This is a genomic window from Parafilimonas sp. (assembly GCF_047606085.1).
Classification (GTDB): domain Bacteria; phylum Bacteroidota; class Bacteroidia; order Chitinophagales; family Chitinophagaceae; genus Parafilimonas.
Genome location: NZ_JASGEX010000178.1, coordinates 1 through 4,658, shown reverse-complemented (window position 1 = coordinate 4,658; position 4,658 = coordinate 1). Strand labels below are relative to the sequence as shown.

Annotated in this window: 4 protein-coding genes; all 4 read left to right on the top strand. The window is 38.0% G+C overall.

The features are described from left to right. Positions 1-230: 230 nt before the first annotated feature. The 4 genes from QM629_RS15640 to QM629_RS15625 all read left to right on the top strand — a co-directional run bounded on the left by QM629_RS15640 (position 231) and on the right by QM629_RS15625 (position 4,533). Positions 231-959: a helix-turn-helix domain-containing protein gene (locus QM629_RS15640; protein ID WP_415160826.1), complete on the top strand. Its 729-nt coding sequence runs from the start codon at positions 231-233 to the stop codon at positions 957-959. Between the two features lie 460 nt (positions 960-1,419). Further along, on the top strand, positions 1,420-2,646 hold the full coding sequence (locus QM629_RS15635; protein WP_415160825.1) for a sterol desaturase family protein: 1,227 nt from the start codon (positions 1,420-1,422) through the stop codon (positions 2,644-2,646). 121 nt (positions 2,647-2,767) lie between these two features. Continuing rightward, positions 2,768-3,832: a sensor histidine kinase gene (locus QM629_RS15630; RefSeq protein ID WP_415160824.1), complete on the top strand. Its 1,065-nt coding sequence runs from the start codon at positions 2,768-2,770 to the stop codon at positions 3,830-3,832. Next, entirely contained in the window at positions 3,829-4,533 is a 705-nt protein-coding gene (locus tag QM629_RS15625) for a LytR/AlgR family response regulator transcription factor (protein ID WP_415160823.1), read from the top strand. Before QM629_RS15630 ends, QM629_RS15625 begins: the two co-directional genes overlap by 4 nt. Positions 4,534-4,658: the final 125 nt, after the last annotated feature.

Sequence of the window (4,658 nt, the reverse complement as noted above, 5' to 3'; positions counted from 1 at the left end):
TCAACACACAGGGGAATGTACATCAGGGCGTTCCATGAGGCCATTGAAAAATCAAACTTGTACGAATGAAACCGAGCATGATAATTTTTTTCACACAAGGGAAATGTACATAGCGAGGTTACATGAGACCATTAAAAAACAAACTTGCACGAATGAAACTGACAGAAATAAAATCTTGCTATATAGGCCCTGAAATTTCGCCTGAACAATTTATAGCCGAACATTTCTTTTTGTACCTGGCAAAAGGAACAATGCAAGGATATGACAGTAATAAAAATTATATCTTAAGATCAGGTGAATACTGTGTTGTTCGTAAGAATCATTTAGCACGTTACAACAAGCAAAGTGAAAATGGAGAATTTGAAAAAGTGGTTATTATTTTTGATGAACAATTTTTAAAGAGCTTTCAAAGCAAGCATAGGCCTGACCTGACATTGCAACTGCCGAAAGGCGCTTTTCTTCGGATAAACAAAACGGCTCTGATACCCGGTTTTGTTCATTCGCTATCACCATACTACGACATTTCAGGAAAAATTGATGAAACATTTTCTAACCTGAAACGGGAAGAATTGTTGCTTATCTTACTGAAAGTTCAGCCTGAATTAGCCGATGTGTTTTTTGATTTCGGGTTACCGGAAAAAATAAACCTGGAAGCATATATGAACCGCAATTACAAATTCAACGTTGCCATTGAACGGTTTGCTTATTTAACGGGACGAAGCCTGTCTGCATTTAAACGTGACTTTAAGGCTATTTTCAACGATACACCTAATCATTGGTTAGTTCAGAAAAGACTTCAGGAAGCCTATTTTCTCATTGGCAAAAAAAATCAAAAGCCATCAGATATTTATCTTGATTTGGGTTTTGAAAATTTGTCGCATTTTTCATTCGCTTTCAAAAAACAATTCGGGCTGACACCGACAGACTTGCTGACCGGAAGAAAAGAAGCCTGCCGTTAATCATCGCTTCCGTTGCGTTTGCGGCATGGACATGATCCGCTGTGGCGGAGAACAAAACCTAAGAAGAAGCAGCAAGCCTGATTATTGCTAATAAACTCCTATTAATTTGGTAGGAATTAAAATATTTATTACTCTTGCGTCATGAAATGTGCCATACATATCCCTGCTCCTGTTTTCATTATGCGATGTTGTATGTGCATTCAATGTCGTTCAGTTAACCTTGTTTGACCTCACCCTAAATCCCTCCCGAATGGTTGGGACAAGTTATCAAAAGGAGAGGGGCTTTACAATCAGCAGTCTTTTCGGCCAAGGATTTTAAGGAGGCTTTTATAAGAACGGTTTTAACCAATGTTTTTCATGCTGCACAGTAAAATGCAGGCTTTGTACCTGTGCATAAACCGGTTTCATAAAACAAAACCAGGCAGGCTATAAACCAGCTTAAGCTCAACTGAATATTGTTATGAAAATAAATATCCTCGCTTTTGCCATACCGGTTTTTGCCGGCTTTATGCTATTGGAATATTGTATTGCAAAACGAAAAAAGCAGGCTTATTTCAACCTGCATAATTCTATTGCGAACATTAGCATAGGAATTGCTGAAAGGCTGTGCGATGTGCTGGTTACCGCTTCATTTTACCATATATATGATGTTATTCAGAAGAAGTATGGTTTGTTTCCTATAAAAGAAGGCTTATTGCTTTGGATATTGCTTTTATTAAGCACGGATTTTTTATGGTACTGGTATCACCGTCTTGCACACGAAATAAATCTGCTCTGGGCAGTGCATGTGGTGCATCATCAAAGCGAAGATTACAATTTTACGGTGTCGGCGCGCATTACGGTATTGCAGGCTTTTGTGCGCACAGGTTTCTGGGCCGTATTGCCACTGATTGGCTTTCCGGCGCCGATGATAACAACCATGTTGCTGATACATGGCATTTACCCTTTTTTTATCCATACCCGGCTGATAGGAAAGTTAGGTATACTGGAATATATCCTGGTTACACCATCGCATCACAGGGTGCATCATGCAAGCAATGAAAAGTACCTGGATAAGAATTATGGCGATGTATTTATTATATGGGATAAATTATTCGGCACTTTTCAAAAAGAGGAGGAGGAGCCGCAATATGGCTTAACCAAGCCATTGAACACCTATAGTTTTTTGTGGCAGCATTTTCATTTTATTGCCGAGATAATGGTGGCTGTAAAATCGGCCAAAACAGGTAAAGAAAAAATCAGGGTCATTTTTGGCCGTCCGGCAAATTTTGATGCGGAAGCAAGAAAAAAAGCGGAAACGATTTTTAAAATCCATCACGTAAACCAGGCCACCATGGCAAGGCCGCTGAACAGGTATGTAATATGGCAAATGATCATTTTGCTGTTATTACTGTTTGCATTTATTTTATTTGAAGCGCATTTAAGCGTTCTGTATAAAATTTCGTTTACCATTACGATCATGCTCACACTTATTAATTGCGGCGCTATCATGGAACAGAAGCGCTGGATATTTCATGTTGAACTGCTGCGTATCTGCAGCCTGCTGATCATACCCTTCTGTTATTGGTACTATCCTCAAACCTATTCTGTCAGCCCGGCCCTGGCAGCCATAGCCTCCTTCATTATTATATTTTACCATTCGCTTGAAAAAGGATACCTGCGGCTTGTTTACCGCAATAAAAAATAAGCAGGAAAGAACAAATTATAATGTACAGAACATTATTGCTTTAATAAGGCAGCCATAATTTATCCCAATTAATGCCGGATATGATTAAAGAAACCGAATTTAGCGTTACAGCAATGGATATATGGATAGCAATTTGCCCTATAATAAAAACTTATTAAAGCATATTTTTTTTAACATTGTATTTCTGCTTATGCCTGTGCTGGTATCAACAAGGCCGCCCGGCGAACCATTTTTTACTGTAACGAGGCCTTTTGTAAGAGATATTACCGGCAACTTTCTGTTGTTGTCATTCTTTTATTGTAATTATTACCTGCTGCTTCCGGATCTTTATTTTAAACGCAGATACTTTTTTTATATCATTTCGGTACTGTTTTTTCTGATGGTGGTTTTAACGCTGCCATCATTTCTCACGGGGAGGTTTCCCCACGTAAATAACAATGCGCCCCCGGCGCCGGCAGGGCCGGGTTTCACCGGAAAAAATAGCGGCGCCCTTACAGGTACTGCTTTTTTATTCAGCGAGCTAAAACATCATTTCTACCTTTTTTTTATTGCGCTTTTTTTCTCTCTTTTAGAGAGGACAAGGGAAAAACTGGCAGAAGCAAAAGAAGAAAAATTAAGAGCAGAGCTTTCTTCTCTCAAGTCTCAGATACATCCTCATTTTTTGTTCAATACGCTTAACAGTATTTATATACTTTCTGTAAAAAAAGATAATCGGGCGCCCGAAGCCATTTTAAATCTTTCAAGCCTTATGCGGTATGTTATTAAAGAGGCCAATCATTCCACCATACCTTTAAAAAATGAACTGGATTATATAAAGAGCTATATAGAATTGCAGCGTGCCAGGCTTGGTAACACAATTAATGTGCAGTTTACCTGCACAGGCAATGCGGGCGCCATGAATATAGCGCCATTAATTTTAATCACCTATATAGAAAATGCATTTAAGCATGGTGCAAACCCCGATACAGATGATTGCATTATAGGAATAACCGTTCAAATTACCCAGGATGGCCTGCATTTGCATGTGTTTAATAAAAAGGCTCAGGTTTTAAACCGGGAACCTGCCGGAATAGGCATGAAGAATACAAAAGAAAGGCTGGATCATCTGTATGCCGGTAAGTATCATCTGGAGATTAATGAAAGCCGGGAAACTTATTTTGTTACACTCTCGTTAAAATTAATATGATAAAAGTTGTTGCCATAGATGATGAACCATTGGCATTGAACCTGATTGAATCTTATAGCAGCCGGTTTAACTTTCTTCAATTTGAAAAAGGGTTTTCAAAAACAAAAGCTGCCTTAAAGTTTTTTGAAAATAATATAGTTGACCTGCTGTTTTTGGATATTAATATGCCTGCAATTTCAGGCATAGCGTTTTATAAATCACTGCCATATAGGCCCATGCTTATATTCACTACTTCTTACAGCGAATATGCACTGGAAAGCTACGAGCTTGCGGCTGTTGATTATCTGCTTAAACCATTCTCGGTTGAAAGGTTTGAAAAAGCGGTTAATAAAGCCAATGAAAAATATAAGCTGATGAACAAAGCTGCCCTGGCTGAAAAGGCTGAATACTTAGTATTGAAAGCTGGCCATAGTATTGTAAGAATAAGCTTATCTGATATTTTATTTATTGAAGGCCTGGATAATTATCTTAAAATTTATCTGCAAAACCAATCTCCCATAATAGTACGGTTAACTATGAAATTGCTGATGGAAAAATTGCCCATGAAAAGGTTTGCAAGGGTGCATAAGTCGTACATTGTATCCATTCTTCATATAGAATCGGTAAAACAAAAAATTGTCCATATAGCAGGAGAGGAAGTGCCAATAAGCCGAAATTATGAAAAGGATTTTTGGCTGATTTTCAATAACCCGGCTTTTTGATATATCTTTAATTTTATTTGTTATACTCCTCGTTGGATAAAAATGTGCAATCATTGATAAAAGTGCAAACCTATTTTTGTTGCTGGCTTTACATTAAGCAAGACAAGCATAAAACATAACCACCG